At 73.3% G+C, this 17,106-nt stretch carries 15 protein-coding genes; 4 read left to right on the forward strand and 11 right to left on the reverse strand.

Features of this window, described 5'->3' with window-relative positions:
• Positions 1-196 precede the first annotated feature (196 nt).
• From AC3EQ1_RS16070 to AC3EQ1_RS16090, 5 genes are all read right to left on the reverse strand, one after another.
• Positions 197-1,045 carry a helix-turn-helix domain-containing protein gene (locus tag AC3EQ1_RS16070; RefSeq protein WP_432094983.1) on the reverse strand — a complete coding sequence of 283 codons (849 nt, stop codon included), beginning with the start codon at positions 1,043-1,045 and terminating at the stop codon, positions 197-199.
• Between the two features lie 6 nt (positions 1,046-1,051).
• Positions 1,052-1,567, reverse strand: coding sequence for a DUF6879 family protein (locus AC3EQ1_RS16075; RefSeq protein WP_432094984.1), 516 nt, complete (start codon positions 1,565-1,567; stop codon positions 1,052-1,054).
• 2 nt (positions 1,568-1,569) lie between these two features.
• Entirely contained in the window at positions 1,570-1,815 is a 246-nt protein-coding gene (locus tag AC3EQ1_RS16080; protein WP_432094985.1) for a hypothetical protein, read from the reverse strand.
• Positions 1,816-2,113: 298 nt separating this feature from the next.
• Positions 2,114-2,551, reverse strand: coding sequence for a winged helix-turn-helix domain-containing protein (locus AC3EQ1_RS16085; RefSeq protein ID WP_432094986.1), 438 nt, complete (start codon positions 2,549-2,551; stop codon positions 2,114-2,116).
• Positions 2,548-3,021 (reverse strand): hypothetical protein, encoded by a 474-nt coding sequence (locus AC3EQ1_RS16090; RefSeq protein ID WP_432094987.1) that lies wholly within the window; start codon positions 3,019-3,021, stop codon positions 2,548-2,550. The genes AC3EQ1_RS16085 and AC3EQ1_RS16090 overlap by 4 nt, the downstream gene beginning before the upstream one ends.
• 132 nt (positions 3,022-3,153) lie before the next feature.
• Between AC3EQ1_RS16090 and AC3EQ1_RS16095 the strand changes: the two genes are divergently transcribed.
• The 3 genes from AC3EQ1_RS16095 (at position 3,154) to AC3EQ1_RS16105 (ending at position 6,968) form a co-directional block, all read left to right on the forward strand.
• Positions 3,154-4,956: a carboxyl transferase domain-containing protein gene (locus AC3EQ1_RS16095; protein WP_432094988.1), complete on the forward strand. Its 1,803-nt coding sequence runs from the start codon at positions 3,154-3,156 to the stop codon at positions 4,954-4,956.
• Positions 4,957-5,177: 221 nt separating this feature from the next.
• Positions 5,178-6,422 carry a methyltransferase domain-containing protein gene (locus tag AC3EQ1_RS16100; RefSeq protein ID WP_432094989.1) on the forward strand — a complete coding sequence of 415 codons (1,245 nt, stop codon included), beginning with the start codon at positions 5,178-5,180 and terminating at the stop codon, positions 6,420-6,422.
• 162 nt (positions 6,423-6,584) lie between these two features.
• Positions 6,585-6,968 (forward strand): GntR family transcriptional regulator, encoded by a 384-nt coding sequence (locus tag AC3EQ1_RS16105; protein WP_432094990.1) that lies wholly within the window; start codon positions 6,585-6,587, stop codon positions 6,966-6,968.
• Positions 6,969-7,234: 266 nt separating this feature from the next.
• On the opposite strand, the gene AC3EQ1_RS16110 is transcribed toward AC3EQ1_RS16105, so the two are convergent.
• On the reverse strand, positions 7,235-8,362 hold the full coding sequence (locus AC3EQ1_RS16110; RefSeq protein WP_432095011.1) for a DUF5925 domain-containing protein: 1,128 nt from the start codon (positions 8,360-8,362) through the stop codon (positions 7,235-7,237).
• 769 nt (positions 8,363-9,131) lie between these two features.
• Between AC3EQ1_RS16110 and AC3EQ1_RS16115 the strand changes: the two genes are divergently transcribed.
• Complete coding sequence (locus AC3EQ1_RS16115) at positions 9,132-9,878, forward strand: arylsulfotransferase family protein (protein ID WP_432095012.1); 747 nt, start codon at positions 9,132-9,134, stop codon at positions 9,876-9,878.
• Here AC3EQ1_RS16115 and AC3EQ1_RS16120 read toward each other — a convergent pair.
• The 5 genes from AC3EQ1_RS16120 to AC3EQ1_RS16140 form a co-directional block, all read right to left on the reverse strand.
• Positions 9,844-11,112: an FAD-dependent monooxygenase gene (locus AC3EQ1_RS16120; protein WP_432094991.1), complete on the reverse strand. Its 1,269-nt coding sequence runs from the start codon at positions 11,110-11,112 to the stop codon at positions 9,844-9,846. The two genes, AC3EQ1_RS16115 and AC3EQ1_RS16120, sit on opposite strands and share 35 nt — an antisense overlap.
• A gap of 88 nt (positions 11,113-11,200) precedes the next feature.
• A complete protein-coding gene (locus AC3EQ1_RS16125) occupies positions 11,201-13,156 on the reverse strand; it encodes an anthranilate synthase family protein (protein ID WP_432094992.1) in 1,956 nt (651 codons plus the stop codon).
• A 107-nt stretch (positions 13,157-13,263) separates the two neighbouring features.
• Positions 13,264-13,920, reverse strand: a complete 657-nt coding sequence (locus AC3EQ1_RS16130; RefSeq protein ID WP_432094993.1) for an isochorismatase family protein — start codon at positions 13,918-13,920, stop codon at positions 13,264-13,266.
• Positions 13,921-14,312: 392 nt separating this feature from the next.
• Positions 14,313-15,098 carry a 2,3-dihydro-2,3-dihydroxybenzoate dehydrogenase gene (locus tag AC3EQ1_RS16135; protein WP_432094994.1) on the reverse strand — a complete coding sequence of 262 codons (786 nt, stop codon included), beginning with the start codon at positions 15,096-15,098 and terminating at the stop codon, positions 14,313-14,315.
• Between the two features lie 147 nt (positions 15,099-15,245).
• Positions 15,246-16,628 (reverse strand): 3-deoxy-7-phosphoheptulonate synthase, encoded by a 1,383-nt coding sequence (locus AC3EQ1_RS16140; RefSeq protein ID WP_432094995.1) that lies wholly within the window; start codon positions 16,626-16,628, stop codon positions 15,246-15,248.
• Positions 16,629-17,106: the final 478 nt, after the last annotated feature.

Here is a 17,106-nt window from a genome sequence, read left to right on the forward strand (position 1 = left end):
CTCCTCGGTCGTGGCTCGGCTCCCTGCACCCGGGCACCGGAGTCGGCTTCGGGGATCCGGGTGCTGGGGGAGCTCCATTGGCACGTTCGGCGGCTTGTGGGTTCCGCATCGCGGTCCCCGGCGTCGGCCGTGCAACACCAACGCTAGGGACCGCCGTGTCCCAACTCCCAGCCGATTGCACGTGATTGCGGACCGATCAGGCGAATGAGTCCCCTGCCGCTGCGATCAGCGCGCGAGCCTTTGTGCCGTGGACGGCGAGGGCGGCCAGCATGGCGAACGTTTCCGCATAGGCGGCCACCTCGCTGGGCTGCGTGATCGTGAGGTATCCGGATACCAATTCCACGTTCACCTGGGCCGTGTCGAAGATCCAGAAGCCTTCCACCGGCATCCGTGCCCGCCCGAGGCGGGCCGGGATCACGCCGATGCTGACGTTGGGCAGCGCCGCCATCGTCAGGAGGTGGTCGAGCTGCTCCGCCTGTGTGTCGGCGTCACCGATCCCGTTGTTCAGGACGGACTCCTCCACGAGGAACGCGAAGCGCCGCTGCCCTTCATGGATCACCCGCTGACGCGCCATGCGGGCGGCCACCGCGTCGGCCACGTCATCGGTCTCGACCCGCCTGCGCTGAACGGTACGCAACACGTCTTCCGTGTATCCGCAGGTCTGGAGCAGTCCAGGCAGGAGACCCGGCGAGTACGCCCGGAACCAGCGGGTGCGCTCGTACAGCGGCAAGCGGGCTTCCTGCGCTCGCCGCAGCCCGGCGCGCTCCATCCTGTGCCAGGACACCCACATGCCCTCCATGGCCCGCAGAGAGGCAATCAGGTCTTCCGTCCGGTCCTCCGCGCCGCAGGCCCGGCACCAGGCCCGAATGTCGTCGGCGGACGGCTGGGACTTCGCTGTCGAGATCCGCGACACCTTGGACGGGTGCCACCCGCACGCGGCAGCAAGGCCCTTGCCGTCCAGCCCGGCGTCCCGGCGCAACTCGCGCAGGTGGTCGGCCAGGACTTTCCGTGCCTGCTGGACGCTTGACGATCCTGATACGGGCATGGTGCGTCAGACCGGCTGGTATTCCTCGTGAGGGGTGGCGCGCTCCCAGACGGTTTCGAAGGCGGAGCCGACCAGCTCCACGACGGCCGGTTGCCTGTGCCACTCCCGGTCGACCACGTCGCCGACGCCCGAGAAGTAGGTGAACAGCACCGACTCACGGTCGAACATCCACAGATCGGTGCCGGGCAGAGCGATGTCAGCCGCCTTCCGACGGGGCAGCCAGCGGACCAGTTCACCCGCGGCCACGTTCGGGAACGTCACGTCGTACTCGTACCGGATGTAGTCCGTCACCGGCTCCGAAACGATCCGGGCCCGGCGCATGACGACTCCGCGCCCTGTCGTCTCGGTCACCACGTCCAGGAACGGACGCCACCACTCCGACCGGTCGGCGGCAGGATCGAGGCGCTTCCCGTTCCGCCATGCGAGGAACTCGGGGTCGCTCGGCTGGTAGGCGTCACGCATCTCCAAGTGCACAGCGGAGTGCCGGGCCTTGGCCAGTCCCTCGAGCACGGGGTTCGTCATCGTCACTGCTCACTGTCGGGCCGGGGAACGTAGTTCAGCATGACCTTCGGGAGCCGGATGACCGTCTCGTGATCCGGCACGTCGGTGGAGTGGCCCGGAATGGAGCCGGTCTCCTGGCACGCCTTCACCTCCTCCTCGGTGGCCTTGTAGGACTGGATCAGCAGATCCCCGCTGTCCTCGTCCAGCCAGATCGTCGGTGAGTCCGTGTCTGGCGTGTTCGGGATGATCCCGAGAAAACGCAACTGCATGCCCTCTCCCTGAGTCGATCCAATTGCGCTCGATTGCGCGACTTTCACCTGCTCCGCCGAAGCCGTCAAGAGAGCCGATTCAGCCGACTCACGGCTCCTGACGGATGGGCCGGGGAGGGGGAACGACGGTGCCCCGAACCTGTGGGTGAACCGTCCCTCGGGGGAGTTGAGGGTTCCGTAGCGGTCGGTCAGGCCCGATCCGGCGGAAGGGTCTGCGGCTTCGCCGGCCCTGGCACGCCGGCACTCGGTTGCGGGGCATCGGGCCGGGGCGGCACCGGTCCGGGGCACCGCCACACGTTCAGGCCAGCGGCCCCGCGATGGCCCGCAGGGCGGCCATGTGGCGTCGGTAGACGGTCAGTCCCTCCTCGGTCAGTGAGAGCCAGGTGCGCGGTCGGCGGCCGACCTGTCCCTTCTCCACCGCGACCCAGCCCGCCTCCTCCAGTGCCGAGGCCTGCTTCGAGAGGGCGGAGTCGGTGATCTCGACCAGGTCCCGCACATAGCCGAACTCGGCCTTGTCCACGGCGGCCAGCGCGGCGACCACCGACAGCCGCACCGGCGAGGCGAGCAGCGGTGCGAGCGCATGGCGCGGGTGCGGGCCGTCCCCATGCGGGCCGTCGGCCTGCCGCCCGTCGCCGCGCTGCCCGTTCTCGTGCTGCCCGTTCCCGTGCTGTTCGATCCCGCGCTGTCCGTTCCCGCGCCGCGCGGAGGGAGTTCCCGGCGCCGTCTCCCGTGTCACGCCGGACGCCTCGTCCGCCACGCGCCCCACGCGGGCGGCAGGGCACAGGCCACCGCGGCCATCGCGACGAAGGGCGGGCCTGGCTCCAGGACGGTGAATGCCAGGACGACGCTGCCGGTGTAGGCCACGGTCCAGGCGCCGATGACACCGAGGTGCCTGCGGGTGTGGCCACGGGGCACGGTCCGCTGCCGTGCGGCGTGGACGGAGAGCGCCGTGACGAGGGCGGCGTTCGCCCCGCCGCAGACCAGGGCTCCCACCGGCCCGCGCCACAGGAACAGGGTGGGCACGAAGATCAACTGCCACCCCGCGAACACCCACAGATAGGTCGCGTACCAGCCGCTGTGGGCTCGCGCGGCCCGCTCCATCCGTGCGGCGCTTTCCAGTGCCGCGCCGGCCTTCACCGCTCCGGACATGGTCGTCCCCCTGTTCGTCGGCTCGGTCTCCGCCTTCGGTACTTTCCATACTGGCATCTACTTTCCAAAGTGGAAAGTAGATGAGGGTGCGCTCTGCCGCGCCGCCCGGTGTCCTCGCCGGTGGGAGCCGGTCCACGAGGGGGATTGCGTCCCGTCGGGCAGGCGGGTGATCGTGGCAGGGTGTCCTCCATGACGCGACCGAGCCCCCGCACCCCGGCCCTGGACCTGATCGCCGCCGTCGTCGACCCCGGAACCTGGCGCGGCTGGGACGAGCCGGTCGCGGTCACCACCGAGGACCCCGACTACCGTGCCGATCTGGAGCGGGCCCGCGAGCGCACCGGTCTCGACGAGTCGGTCGTCACCGGCGAGGGCGCGATACGCGGACACCGGGTGGCGGTGGTGGCCTGCGAATTCCGCTTCCTGGCCGGGTCGATCGGGGTCGCGGCGGGGGAACGGCTGGTCCGGGCGGTCGAACGGGCCACCGCGGAACGGCTGCCGCTGCTCGCCGCACCCGCCTCCGGCGGTACGCGGATGCAGGAGGGCACCATCGCCTTCGTCCAGATGGTGAAGGTCACGGCCGCCATCGCGGAGCACAAGGCGGCCGGGTTGCCGTACCTGGTCCATCTGCGGCATCCGACGACGGGTGGAGTGTTCGCCTCCTGGGGCTCCCTCGGACATGTCACGTCCGCCGAACCGGGTGCCCTCATCGGATTTCTGGGTCCCCGGGTCCACGAGGCGCTGTACGGCGAGGAGTTCCCGCCCGGCGTCCAGACCGCCGAGAACCTCCTGGCGCACGGACTGGTGGACGCGGTCCTCCCGGTTGAGCAGCTGCCCGAGGCCGCGGCGCACGCCCTCGCCGTCCTCCGCGGTGGCGAGGTCGGACGGCCCGGCGAGGCCGGATCGCACGGCGAGGTCGGACGGTACAGCGACGTCGGACCGCATGGCGACGCCGGACCGCATGGCGAGGCCGGACCGCGCGGCGAGGCAACGGAGCAGGGCAGCGAATCAACGGAGCAGGGCGGCGGGGTGGCGGCGCGGGACGGTCGCGCGCCGCGGCAGGACGAGGCGGGCCCCGAGCCCGCCCGGGACGTTGCCGCCCGGAACGCCGGTGCGAGGGAGGCCGGGGCGGACGGCCGGACCGCGAGCGGCCCGGGGGACGGGCTCGTTCCCGGGCCCGGGAACGAGCAGGCGACCGCCGACTCCATCCGGCGCTCCCGTCGCCCCGAACGGCCCGGCGTCCGCGCGCTGCTGAAGGCCGTCGGCCACGATGTCACCCCGATGAGCGGCACGGGAGCGGGGGAACACGACCCCGGACTGCTGCTCGCCCTCGCCCGGATCGGCGGAACGCCGTGTGTGGTCCTCGGACACGACCGGCAGGGCGAAGCGGCGTCACCGCTCGGTCCCGCCGGGCTGCGGGCGGCCCGCCGCGGGATGCGGATCGCCGCCGAACTCGGCGTTCCGCTGCTCACCGTGGTCGACACCGCGGGGGCCGCACTGTCCCGGGAAGCCGAGGAGGGCGGACTCGCCGGTGAGATAGCGCGCTGCCTCGCGGACCTCGTCACGCTGCCCGCGCCGACGCTGTGTCTGCTGCTCGGCCAGGGCGCCGGCGGTGGCGCGCTCGCGCTGCTGCCCGCGGACCGGGTGCTCGCCGCACGCCACGCCTGGCTCTCCCCGCTGCCGCCCGAGGGCGCCTCCGCGATTCTGTACCGCACCACGGAACGGGCCTACGAGGTCGCCGCCCGCCAGGGCGTGCGCTCCGCCGACCTGCTCGACCAGGGCATCGTGGACCGCATCGTCGAGGAGGTGCCGGACGGCGGTGCCGCGGGCGGAGCGACGCTCGACGCCGCGGACGAGCCGACCGCTTTCCTCGCGCGGCTGGGAGCCGCGCTGGGCGAGGAACTCGCCGCCCTGCGCGGCCAGGAGCCCGACGCCCGGCTCACCGCCCGCCGGCGGCGGTACCGGGAACTCGGCGCGCGCCACCGGCGCCCTTGACGGGGATCGGGGCCGGAACCGGAAACGCCAAGTCCCCTCCGGAAGACACCGTCCCGGAAGGGATCGTTCCGGGACGCGCGGGCGTTGTCAGTGGCCGGTGCGACGATCCCGATGTGCACTCCGAGACCTCGAAGAACCCCAAGAGCCCGCAGAGTCAGCCGAGTCAGCCGAGTCAGCCGAGTCAGCAGAGCCCGCAGCGCCCCCAGAGCCCGCAGAGTCCGATGAGTTCGCAGAGTCCGACAGGTTCGACGAGCCCGACAGGTTCGACGGACCCGACGGATTCGACGAGCCCACGGACACCGGCGTCCCTGACGCCTTCGCCGGCCCCGGACGCCCGGACGGCCTCGGCGGCCGGGTACTGGGACTCCGCCGCGGCGGCGTTCGACGACGAACCGGACCACGGGCTGCGCGACCCCGCCGTACGGGCCGCCTGGGCGGCGCGGCTGGAGGACTGGCTGCCCGACGGCCCGTCCGACGTCCTCGACATCGGCTGCGGGACCGGCAGCCTCTCCCTGCTCGCGGCCGAGCGGGGCCACCGGGTCACCGCGGTCGACCTCTCCCCGCGCATGGCGGAGCAGGCGCGGGCCAAGCTCGCCGGGACCGGCGCGCGGGTCCTCGTCGGGGACGCGGCAGAACCCCCTGTGGGGGAGCGGCGGTTCGACGTCGTACTCGCCCGCCATCTGGTGTGGATGCTGCCCGACCGGGCCGCGGTGCTGCGTCACTGGGCGGGCCTGCTGCGCCCCGGCGGGCGGCTCGTTCTGATCGAGGGGGTCTGGGGCGACATCGATCCGGCGGGGGTGCCGCTCGGTGAACTCTCCGCGGAGGTGGCCCCCTGGGCGGCCAAGGTGCACACCGAGCGGCTGTCCGCCGACCCGGCCCTCTGGGGCCGGCCGGTCACCGACGAGCGGTACGCCATGGTGGTCCACCCGGCCCCGCCGCGGCGCCACACCGAGGTGGTGGATGTGCACCTCGTGCTGCGCAGAGAGGGGCAGGTCCTGCTCGGCCGCCGTGCCAACACCGGCTACGCCGACGGCCTGTGGCACGCGCCCTCCGGACATGTGGAGGACGGCGAGGACGTCCGGGAGGCGATGATCCGCGAGGCGCGTGAGGAGACCGGACTCGACCTTCGCCCCGAGGACCTGCGGGTGGCCCTGGTGATGCAGCACCGCGCGCCGCGGGCCGGTGCGCGGCCGCGCACCGGCTGGTTCTTCGAGGCCACGTACGGGGCGGGCGGCGAGCCGGTGAACCGCGAGCCCGAGAAGTGCTCGCAGCTCGACTGGTTCCCGCTGGACGCCCTCCCGGACGACATGGTCGCGTACTGCAGGGCGGGGCTGGACGCCTACCGGGCGGGAGACCGCTTCGTGCTGCACTGGCACCGGGCGGGCGACCCCGTCGCGTACGACCCGGCGCTGCCCGACCGCGCCGTGACACTGCCGCCCACGACCGGCCTCCCGTCCGAAACGTGAGCCTCGCCCCGGGGTTTTCCCGGAATCGTGCGGGAGCGGAACCGGGGCGGCCCGGTGGGGTGTTTCGGATGAGTGGGATGTTTCGTACGACACGCCGGGACGCCGGGCCGGGCGTGCGAGACGATGGTGCCGAACAGCTCAGCGCATTGTGAGGAGTCCCCCGTGAGCTTGAAGGTCACCGTCACCGGCGACTCCCCCGAGGCACCCTACGAACAGGTCCGCGCCCAGATCGCCGACCAGGCACGCTCGGGCGCGCTGCCCGTCGGGTACAAGCTTCCGACGGTCCGGGGGCTCGCCGAGGAGCTGGGGCTGGCGGCCAACACCGTCGCCAAGGCGTACCGCGCGCTGGAGTCGGACGGGGTGATCGAGACCCGCGGCCGCAACGGGACGTTCGTCGCCGCCGCGGGGGAGGCCGCCGACCGGGAGGCCGCCGCGGCCGCCTCGGCCTACGCCGGGCGGGTCCACCGGCTGGGCCTGGACCACGCCGCGGCACTCGCAGCCGTCGAGGACGCCCTGCGCGCCGCCTACGGCACCGACCGGCCGTGAAGGCAGGGTGATGGCCCGCCGCGCCCCGGCAGGCCCGATGGGCCGGACAGGCCCGAAGCGCGGGTGGGCCCGGCGGCACCGGCAGTCCATCAGTACCGGCAGTCCGTCAGCACCGGCAGGCCCGGCGGGAGATAGGCCGCAGGAGGCCGGAGCATACGCCCCGCCGGAGCCGGAGCCGGAGCCGGAGCCGGAGCCGCAGCCGCAGCCGCAGCCGCAGCCGCAGCCGGAGGCGGCCGGCCGCACGGTGCGCGGCAACGGCCGGGAGTTCAGAGGTAGAGCCCCGCGTCCGCTCCGGTGGCCGGGTGGGGCAGGACGGAGGCCGGGCCGGTGCCGCGCCGCAGGGCGAACAGTTCCGCCAGTGTTGCGCCGTCCCGTCCGACGCCCTGCTCCGTGCCGAGCCAGCTCACCGCCTCGCCGCGGGTCAGCGACCCCACCTCGATCCGGGCCAGGCACCGGCCCGGCCGGACCACGGCCGGGTGGAGCCGTTCGAGGTCCTCGTTGGTGGTGACACCCACCAGGACGTTGCGCCCCTGTCCGAGCAGTCCGTCGGTGAGGTTCAGCAGCCGGGAGAGGGCCTGGCCCGCGGTATGCCGGGCCTCGCCGCGGATGAGCTCGTCGCAGTCCTCGAGGAGCAGCAGCCGCCAACGGCCCTTCGCCGTGCCCTCGTCCTCGCCGATCGCGATGTCCATCAGATAGCCGACGTCGTTGAACAGCCGCTCCGGGTCCAGGACGCAGTCGACCTGGCACCAGTCGCGCCAGGAGCGTGCCAGGGTCCGCAGGGCGGAGGTCTTGCCCGTGCCGGGCGGGCCGTGCAGCAGGAGGAGACGGCCCGAGATGTCGTCCGGGGTGACCTTCATCAGCCGGTCCATCGCGTCGGCGACCGGCGCCGTGTAGTTCGGCCGGATCTCCTCCCACGTCCCGGCCGAGATCTGCCGGGTCGTCCGGTGCGGGCCGCGCCGCGGCGACACGTACCAGAAGCCCATCGTCACGTTCTCCGGCTGCGGCTCCGGCTCGTCCTCCGCGCCGTCGACGCTCTGCCGGAGCACCTCCTCGGCCAGTGCGTCGTCGACCGCCGTCACCGTGACATCGGCGCCGCGGTTCCACCGGGACACCAGCAGCGTCCAGCCGTCGCCCTCGGCCAGCAGCGCGCTGCGGTCGTCGTCGCGCGCGGAGCGCAGCACGGTGGCGGCCTCGGGCAGCAGGGTCGCCCCGGACCTGACCCGGTCGATCGACGTGCTGCGGGAGTACGGCTGCTCACCGTTGGCGAACCGGCCGAGGAACAGCGCGTCCACGACATCCGACGGGGAGTCGCTGTCGTCCATCGTCAGCCGGATCGGCAGGGCGTCGTGCGCCGCGGCGGGCTCCGCCCGGGGCGGTGGGGCGTCGGTCGGCAGGGTGTCCTCCGGCTCGGTCGAGGGCGCGGACGGTGGTCCGGGCGCGTGTCACGCCCATGATCCGGCACCGGCGCCGCCGGTGCACGCAGGTTTCCCGGATGCCCGGCCGTGCCGCCGGAAAACCGGGGCCCCGGGGTGCGGGGTTGCGCCGATCGGTTCCCACCGGCGTCGGCCGGTGCTGACCGGGTGTCACCGTCGTGGGACCCGGACCGGCCGCGGGATGCGGCAGTCGGGGCGCCATCGGTGGGCGGCGCTGACGATGTCGCCGTTCCCGGCCGCGAACGCGTGGTGTCCGCCGCACTCCGCCGTGGGGGCGCTGCCCTGTTGAACCGTCAACTCGCAGCCTGTTGCGGCCGCTTCGGAACTCTTCGCAGCGCAAACGAAACAGAGTTCCTACGCAGGCTAGGTATAAACCGAGGGCTTCTAGGTTATCCTCGAAGGAGGTGACACAAGGTCCGCACTGATCTCGCACCTGCCGTCATGCCGGCGTGCACCCCCGGCCGCTGCGCGACGGCTCGGATCGTGTCCGGCCGCTGTCACCGCGAGTCCACCGGCCGTCTCCGTATCGCCGATCCCCCGTCAGGGGACGGCCGGTGGGCGAAAGCCGCATCCGGACGTCCGCCACCGGACAAGGGGACAAACGTCGCAAGCACCGGCCTGCTGCCCGCAGGCATGTCCGGCAGCCCTTCTGCATCGTGAGCTCGACCGGGCGGCGGCGACAGCACCGTTCCCTCTGTGGGGGCGCCCGCTCTGGCGTCCGAATGGCCCACTGCGCGGTCCTGTTACCGGCGCAAGCCGACGGCGACGCCTACCGTCGCCAGGGCAGCAGCTCGAGCGATGCAGGCGCAAGAGCGACTTCGCCTTCGGCCCCGACGCGGACTTCTCCTGGCAGCACGACGCACGGTTCGCGCCCGGCGGCAGGATCAGCCTGTTCGACGACGGCTGCTGCAACCAGCCGGACGGCACACCGGAACAGGAGTCGCACGGCCTGGTCCTGGACCTGGACGTCGACCGCCGCCGCGCGGACGTACTACCACCGGCCACCGCTGTTCTCGGCGTCCCAGGGGAACACCCAGTCCCTGGACAACGGCAACAAGTTCATCGGATGGGGCCAGAGCTCGTACTACTCGGAATACGCCGACGCGGGCAACGCGCAGGGCGACGGCTCGGAGAACCTCCTCTACGACGCGGAGTTGCCGGGTTCGAACATCTCGTACCGGGCCTTCCGGAACACCTGGGTCGGCAAGCCCCACTATCCGCCGAGTGCGGCGGCGAGGACCGACGGCGGGAACAGCGTCGTCTACGCCTCCTGGAACGGTTCGACGCAGACCACAGCGTGGCGGGTGCTCGCGGGACCGGACCCCGCATCCCTGGCGGTGGTCGTGCGACACGCCCGGCGGACCGGATTCGAGACGGCGGTCCCGACGGACGGTCCGGGACCGTACTTCCGGGTCCAGGCGTTGGACGACAAGGGCGGCGCCTCAAGTCCTCCGCGGTCGTGACCCTCCCCCGCTGACGGCCTGCCCCGGGCGATCCCCTGACGCACCGGCCTCGGCACCCCCGTCCCGCTCCGGGGAGGTGTCCATTCGGGCCGTGTGCAGCCAGGCCACCGCGTCGAGCAGGTCGGGCGTGGTCAGCGGTGCCAGCAGCGAGTTCCTGGCCTCGGCCGCCTCGCCCGCGGGGTGGTAGAGCGCCTCGCCCATCCACCGAGCGGTGTCCTGGGCGCGGCCGGTGCGCTCCCGGCGGACGGCGGTGAACCGGGCGAACCGGCCGGCGACCTCCTCGGTCGCACAGTCCAGCAGGTCGCCCAGGACCACGGCGTCCTCCAGGGCCAGGCAGGCGCCCTGGGCCGCGTACTGCAGCATGGGGTGCGCCGCGTCGCCGATGAGCACCGTCCGCCCCTCCGCCCAGCGCCGCACCGGGTCGCGGTCGCACAGCACCCAGGTGCGCCAGTCCCGTCCGAGTTCCAGCAGGTCGCGCGGGGTGCCGCGGACCTCCGCGTAGCTCTCCAGCACGTGTTCGCGGCGCACCGGGAGCCCGGAGACGGCGGTCGTGGCCCCGTCGTCCCGGACGATCGCGAGGTTCAGCGTCGTGCCTCCGGCGATCGGGTAGTGCACCAGGTGCCAGCCCGGACCGGCCCACAGCGTCACGGAGTTCCACCGCAGGGCCCGGGGGACGGACTCCATCGGCACGACCGCGCGGTGGATGGTGTGGCCGGAGACCCGCGGGTCCCCGTCGCCGAGCAGCTGCCGCCGGACCGCCGAGCGGATGCCGTCCGCGCCGATCAGACCGTCCGCCTCGATCCGCTCACCCGAGGCGAGCAGACAGTGCACCGAAGCGCCCGCGTTCTCGAAGCCCGCCACGGTACTGTCCGCCCGCAGCCGGATCCCCGGGTGCTCGCGGCAGGCGCGCAGCAGCGGTGCGTAGAGATCGCCGCGGTGCACGACGGCGTACGGGTTGCCGAACCGCTTCCGGTACTCCGCGCCGAGCGGCAGGGCGGCCAGCACCGATCCCGACAGGGCGTCCATCAGGCGCAGGTCGTCGATGTGGACGGCGGTGCTGCGTACGTCCGCTCCGACGCCGAGCCGGTCCAGCGCGGCGAAGGCGTTGGGCGCGAGCTGGATTCCGGCGCCCAGCTCCGCGAAGGCGCCGTTGCGTTCCAGGACGTCGACGCGGTGACCGTGGCGGGCGATGCCCAGGGCCGCGGCCAGTCCGCTGATGCCGCCACCGGCGATGACAAAGTTCGACACTGTTCGACCTCGTGCGTAGCGGGGACGGGGGGCTTGTGGGACGGAGAACTCGAAGGGGAGGAGAAGGGCATCAAGGGGCCGGGGTGGGTCAGTCGACCGGGACGGGCGCGCTGCTGTGCGGGGAGCCGGAGAGCAGGGCGCTGACCGCCTCGCCGAGCACCGCCATACCGTCCCGGCTGAGCACCGACTCGGCGTGGAACTGGAGGGAACGGAAGGCCGGTCCGCGCAGCCCGTGCACCTGACCGGTGTGCTGTTCCCGGCTCACCGCGACCGTCCCGGCGACGCCGTCGCACCGCACCGCGTCGGTGTCGCAGGTCAGGGCGAAGGTGTTGTAGAAGCCCAGCCGCACCCGGCGCCCGAAGAAGTCGATGTCCTGCTGCACGCCCTGGTTGGGGCGCTCCCGCCGCACCAGGCCGAAGCCGAGCAGCAGCCCCAGCACCTGGTGGCTGAGACAGACCGCGAGGAACGGGGTGCGGCAGGCGAGCAGCCGGCGGATCGTCGACCGCAGCCGGGCCATCCGGGGGTGGTCCCGGTCCCGCGGGTCGCCCGGTCCGGGGCCCATGACGACCAGGTCGTACCCCTCGGTCCGGTACGGCTCGTCGAACCGGCGCACCTCGACGTCCAGGCCGAGCGCGCGCAGTTGATGGGCGAGCATCGCGGTGAAGGTGTCCTCGGCGTCGACGATCAGCGCCCGCCGGCCGGCCGACTCCGGCCGGACGAAGGCACTCCGCTCCTGGCCGGACCGGTCCAGCCAGAACGGCGCGAGGTCCGCGTTGCGCGCCTGGAGCACCCTGCGGACGTCGGGGTGGACCGCGAGGTGGGGTGCGGGGCCGGCTGCCGGGGCGCCGGGCCCGCCGCGGACGCCCAGCGCACGGAGCACGCCCTGCGCCTTGGCGTGGGTCTCCGCGACCTCCGAGCGCGGGTCGGAGTCGCGGACCAGGGTCGCGCCCACAGCGATCCGCAGCGACCCGCCGGAGAGGTCGGCCGTGCGCAGCAGGATCGCCGAGTCCAGTGAGTGGCCGCCGTTGATGTCCCGGCTGACCAGCGCGGCGACCCCGCTGTAGTAGCCGCGCCCCTGCGGCTCGTACTCCCGGATCACCCGGCAGGCGCTCTCCAGCGGGCTGCCGGTCACCGTGGGGGCGAACATCGTCTCCCGCAGGATGTCCCGCACGTCCCGCGAGGTGCGCCCCTCGATGAGGTACTCGGTGTGCGCGAGCGTCGCCATCTCCTTGAGGAACGGCCCGACGATCCGCCCGCCGCGGTCGGCGATCCGGGCCATCATCTTCAGCTCCTCGTCGACCACCATGGACAGTTCGCCCGCCTCCTTGGGGTCGGCGAGGAACCGCATCACATCGGGGAGGCCCGGCCCGGCCGGCGGGTACCGGAAGGTGCCGCTGATCGGGTTCATCACGGCCGTCCCGTCGAAGAGGCTCACGTGCCGCTCCGGGGTGGCACCCACGAACGTCCGGTCGCCGGTGTGCACCACGAACGTCCAGTACGCGCCCCGCTCAACGGTCAGCAGCCGGCGGAACAGGGTCAGTGCGGTACGCGGCGAGAAGTCGGTGACCTCCGCCAGGAACGACCGCTTGATGACGAAGTTGGCGCCCGCGCCGTGGCCGATCTCCCGCGCCAGCACCCGCCGGACGATGGCCGCGTAGGCCTCGTCGTCGATGTCGAAGTGGGCGCCGGCGAGGCTGATCGGGGTGTCCGGGAGGTGCGCCAGGGCCGTGTCCAGCGGGCAGACGGCCTGCTCCGTCACGGTGAGGGCGAGCAGGGGCGCCCCGTCGTCGTGACAGCTGAACCCGCGCTCGGAGATCTGCCGGTAGGGGACCAGCGCGAGCAGTTCGTGCCGCGGCCGGCCGGTGACCCGGCCCGGCTCGGCCAGCGGCAGGTCGGCGAGCCGGTGCGGTGCCGAGATCTCGCCGAGGAGGATCTCGACCCGCCGGCCGGCGGCCTCCGGGCGGTGCAGCAGCGCGTAGGCGGGCGGATCGGGAGCGGCCAAGCGGTCCAGCAACTGCAGGTGACGTGCCCGTTCGTGCGTCATGACGCCTGCCCTCCGAAAAGACGCGCTGTGGACGGGCGCCCGTGGCGGGCACCCGGCGGGGACCGGGCTCGGGCGCCTGTGCCGGGCGCCCGACGGGAAGCCGGCCGTCAGGCCCGGCCGAGGAGCTGCGCCTCCAGACCGGCCAGCAGGGCCCGGGTCGGGAGCACGACCGCGCACCGCGCCGCCGCGTAGTCGAGCGCCATCGTGTGGTGCTCCGCCGAGAAGTCGGCGACCGCGTCCGCGACGAGAAACGTCTCGATGTCGTGGCTGAACGCCTCGACGGCGGTCATCAGACAGCCGACATGGGCGTAGACCCCACAGACGATGAGCTGGTCGCGGCCCGAGGACCGCAGATGATCGAGCAGGCCGCTCCGTTGGAAGGCGCTGTAGCGCCACTTGGTGAACACCGCGTCGGCGGGATCGGGGGCCAGCGCGTCGACGATGCGGCGGTGCTCGGGGGCGGTGTTCATGCCCGGACCCCAGAAGTCCGCGAGCAGGCCCCGCTGTTCCTCGGTCATGTTCCCGGGCTGTGCCGTGTAGGCCACGGGGATGCCGTCCGCACGGCAGCGGCGCAGCAGCGCCGCGGTATGGGCGACCAGTGCGGTGCCGGGCTCGCGGCCGGCCGGGAACCGCTCGACGAAGTACCGCTGCATGTCGTGCACCAGCAGCACCGCACGGCGCGGATCGGGCTTCCAGGGCGCCGTGTTGGCCGGCAGATCCTCCTGCCGGGGCATGGGATACGGAGCGATGGCGGGGATGGTCAAGGCCGGAGCTCTCCTCTCGGGGTCGTCGGCTTCGGGAACCGGAGGGTGGCGCGGCGGAGCGGCGGAGCGGTGATACGGCGGTACGGCGCGGGGCCCGGGCGGAGGTGACGCGGGGGCGGTACGGCGTGGGGCCCGTGCCGAGGTGACGCGGGGGCGGTACGGCGCGGGGCCCGTGCCGAGGTGACGCGGGGGCGGTACGGCGGGCGTTGCTGTCGTGTCCACGGTGTGGCGTCGTGCCGGCGGCGCGGCACCGGGGGTGCGGAGCGGTACACCGGACGGGCGGGTGCGGGAAGGCCGGTCCGATGAACGGGCCGGTGCGACGGGCGGTTCGGCGGGATGACGGGCGGGCCGGGCCGGCAGGGCGGTGGGTTGCAGTGCCGGTGCCCGCCGGCTCAGCGGCCCAGTGCCGCGCCGCCGTCGACGACCAGGTCGTGCAGGGTGATGTGGGAGGCCCGGTCCGACAGCAGGAAGCACACGGCGTGCGCGACGTCCGAGGGCCGGGCGAACCTGCCGAGGGGGATGCCGACCCGGTACTCCTCCGGCACCCCGTCGAGCGAACCGCGGGGACCGCTCTCGTCGTGCCACAGCGAACGCAGCATGGCGGTGTCGGTGGACCCGGGGGCCACCACATTGCACCGGACGCCGTGACCGGCCAGTTCCAGCCCGAGGTTCTTGGTGAACGCCACGGCGGCGGCCTTGGACGCCGCGTAGGCGGACATGTGCATCCGGGGCACCTGGGCGGCGTTGGAGGCGACGGTGACGATCGCGCCGCGCTCCCGCCCGGCCATCCGCCGGGCGACGGCGGTGGACAGCCGGAACACCCCGCCGGCGTTGACCGAGAAGGTGTGCTCCCAGTCCTCCTCCGTCAGGGACAGGGCGGAGCCGGCCCGCAGCACCCCGGCGCAGTTGACCAGCTGGTCGATCGGGCCGAGACGCCGTTCGACCTCCGGGACCACCGTCCCGACCTGTTCCGCCGACCCGACATCGGCGACGAAGCCGGTGACCGAGGTCCGCTCGCCGCCGGCCTTGCGTTCCAGTGCCCGCAGCGCCTCCGCGTCGAGGTCCACCGCGGCCACCGAGGCACCGGCCTCCGCCAGTGCCAGAACCACGGCCTCGCCGATGCCACCGGCCGCACCGCTGACGAGGGCGACCTTGCCGGAGAAGTCTTCCGTGCCCATCTGCATCCTTGTCCTCGGAAAAGGTGTTCGGGACCGTGCTGGTACGGGTGCTCGTGGTGCGGCCGGGGCGGTGCGGCGGCTGCTAGGCGCCGCGCGAGGCCGGGCCGACGGGATGTTCCGGACCGGACCCGGGCCGTCCGGCGCGGGTCACCCCGGGCCCGCGACGCCCGGCGCCGCGCCGCGCGGTGTGCTCGGAACGTCCGCACGGGACGGCACCGCGGCCGTCGGCCCGCCCGGTGACGCTCCGCCGGGCACCGCCGGGAGGTGTCCCCGGCACCGGACACCGCGGGCCGCTCCGGGCTGTTCCGGCCGGACCGCCGGGCGGCGCCAGGCCGCGACGACATCCCGGGCCTGCTCCGGGTTGAGCCGCGGGTCGCACAGGGTGGTGTAAGGGGCGCCCGGCTCGTCCCCGGTGTCCCGGACGCATTCGGCGACGGCGTGCGGTGTGGCCTCCAGATGGACGCCGCCCGTAACGCCGCCTTCGGCTCGTACCGCGTCCTGGAAGCCCTCCAGTTCACGGATCAGGGCGGTGACGGCACGGGTCTTCCTGCCCCGGGTGCCGAGCACGGTGTTGCCGTGCATCGGGTCGCACAGCCAGATCACCGGGTGCCCGGCCCGGCGCACCGCCCTGACCAGCGGCGGCAGCCCGGTGCGCACCCGGTCGGCGCCGAGCCGTGAGACCAGGGTCAGCCGGCCGGGTTCGCGGCCGGGGTCGAGCATCTGGCACAGCCGCAGGAGCTCGTCCGGCGTCATGGCCGGTCCGACCTTGCACGCGACCGGGTTGATCACCGAGGAGAGCAGCCGCACATGGGCGCCGTCGAGCTGCCGGGTGCGTTCGCCGATCCACGGCACATGGGTGGAGGACAGCAGCAGGTCACCGCCGCTGAGCCTGCGGAGCAGCGGCACTTCGTAGTCGAGCAGCAGCGCCTCGTGGCTGGTCCACACGACGGCCTCGTCCGGAGCGCCGGGGCCCCGGCCCAGCTCGGCCAGGTGGTTCATGACCGACATAGCCAGGTGGTGGCCGGTCGTCAGGCGCAGCAGATCGGGTGCCCGGTCCGCGTCGGTGGGTGCCGGGCCGTTGACCAGGGGGCCGCGGTAGGAGGGGAGTTCGCGTTCGCCGACGCGTTCGGTGGGCCGGGAGCGGGGCTTGGCGAACTGACCGGCCATCCGGCCGATCCGCAGCACCGGGAGACCGGACCGGACCGCCAGGTCCCGGCCGAGTGTGTCGAGCAGGGCGACCTTGGCGCGGACATGGGCGGCGGTGCACTCGGCGGGGTCCTCCGCGCAGTCGCCCGCCTGGACGATCCCCATCCGCCCCGCGGCGACCTGCGCGAGCAGGGACCGCAGCCGGACCGTGTCCGCGGCCGCCACCGGACCGGGCCGTCCGCTCAGCTCCCGCCGGACCTTCTCCAGCAGCCAGGGGTTGCTCCAGACCGGTTGCTGAGCGGCCCCGGCGGCGGACCATGGGTCGGCGGGCGGCCGCGCGGGTGGCGCGGTGGGCGGTTCCAGGACCGGCGGCGCCGTGGTCACTTCCCGGACCGGTGGCGCGGCCAGGACCGGTGGTGCGCCGGATGTGCCCCGGACGGGTCCGCGTAACGGCAGGGGCCGGTCGTCCGTCTCGTCCCCGGCCGCCGGCCGGCCGACGGCCGTGTTTCCCCCGTCTCCCCCCACGTGTCCCCCCTGTATTGGGTCAACGGGTCCTGGCACCCCGCCAGAACCAGCAAATAGGCAATGGATTCGCGGGATTCCCTTACTCAATCGCTGGCCGTGAACGTGAAGCCTCGGCAATGAATCCGGGTGCCGGGTAAGGAATGAGCAAGCGGCAGCGAACGCGGTGCGGCTTGCAATGCTGCTGCAATCTAAGGGGCCGTGATCATAACGTCAATATACCGTGACCCAAGTCACATTCAAGGGTGCGTGGGTGCTGTCGGGGTGCGGTCCGCGCCACCGTCGGAGGTGGGGTGGGGGCAGGGGAGTGGTGACGTAACGTCATGACGGGGGCGAGGGG

It is taken from the genome of Streptomyces sp. bgisy100 (assembly GCF_057709105.1).

Bases quoted from the DNA above. Each gene is read 5' to 3' on its own strand.
- AC3EQ1_RS16090 (WP_432094987.1), bottom strand. From the start codon at position 3,021: ATGCCAGTATGGAAAGTACCGAAGGCGGAGACCGAGCCGACGAACAGG.
- AC3EQ1_RS16095 (WP_432094988.1), top strand. From the start codon at position 3,154: ATGACGCGACCGAGCCCCCGCACCCCGGCCCTGGACCTGATCGCCGCC.
- AC3EQ1_RS16075 (WP_432094984.1), bottom strand. From the start codon at position 1,567: ATGACGAACCCCGTGCTCGAGGGACTGGCCAAGGCCCGGCACTCCGCT.
- AC3EQ1_RS16135 (WP_432094994.1), bottom strand. From the start codon at position 15,098: ATGGGCACGGAAGACTTCTCCGGCAAGGTCGCCCTCGTCAGCGGTGCG.
- AC3EQ1_RS16100 (WP_432094989.1), top strand. From the start codon at position 5,178: ATGAGTTCGCAGAGTCCGACAGGTTCGACGAGCCCGACAGGTTCGACG.
- AC3EQ1_RS16070 (WP_432094983.1), bottom strand. From the start codon at position 1,045: ATGCCCGTATCAGGATCGTCAAGCGTCCAGCAGGCACGGAAAGTCCTG.
- AC3EQ1_RS16080 (WP_432094985.1), bottom strand. From the start codon at position 1,815: ATGCAGTTGCGTTTTCTCGGGATCATCCCGAACACGCCAGACACGGAC.
- AC3EQ1_RS16125 (WP_432094992.1), bottom strand. From the start codon at position 13,156: ATGACGCACGAACGGGCACGTCACCTGCAGTTGCTGGACCGCTTGGCC.